The organism is Acetobacter oeni (assembly GCF_011516825.1).
Lineage (GTDB): Bacteria > Pseudomonadota > Alphaproteobacteria > Acetobacterales > Acetobacteraceae > Acetobacter > Acetobacter oeni.
The window spans coordinates 1-545 of record NZ_WOTA01000109.1 but is presented as its reverse complement, the minus strand read 5'-3'; the positions used below and the strand labels follow the sequence as shown (position 1 = coordinate 545).

Genomic DNA, 545 nt, shown 5'->3' with positions numbered 1-545 from the left:
CGGATAAGCCTGAACTTCCGTTCGATGAAAACATGGGATTTGTAACCAAAGAACGGGATGGCAAGATCTGTTGCGGGTATGATCCCATCCTCCTGCCGCCTCGCCTTCGTGAACTTCAGCGTCCAGCGGGCCTGTCGATCCTTGTGTGACAGCTTTGCCGGCTTGTCTCTCCAGGCCTCGGGAATATCTCCTGCCCGCAGATCAGCTTTCTCACCGTTGGTATTGCGCTGCTTTGGAGCCGCCACCAGTGTGGCATCCAGGATCTGACCGGACATTGGAAGATAGCTTGCATCACGCAGGGTAGCGTTAAAACGATCAAACAGTCTTTCAATCGCACCGGCCTGCGTCAGGCGTTCGCGAAACAGCCGGATCGTCTTTGCATCCGGCACACGGTCCGACAGCCCCAGGCTGAGAAAGCGCATGAACGAAAGACGATCGTTGATAAGATATTCCGTCCGTGCATCGGAGAGATTGTTCAGTGTCTGGATCACCAGGATTTTGAACATCAGCACCGGATCAAACGGCGGACGCCCGCCTTTGCTTCC

Annotated in this window: 1 protein-coding gene; it reads right to left on the bottom strand. The window is 55.0% G+C overall.

The genetic code is table 11. From position 1 onward, the window contains the following. Nucleotides 1-545, bottom strand: a 545-nt coding sequence (locus tag GOB90_RS18810; protein WP_173572237.1) for a transposase, incomplete at both ends; no start/stop codon positions are given.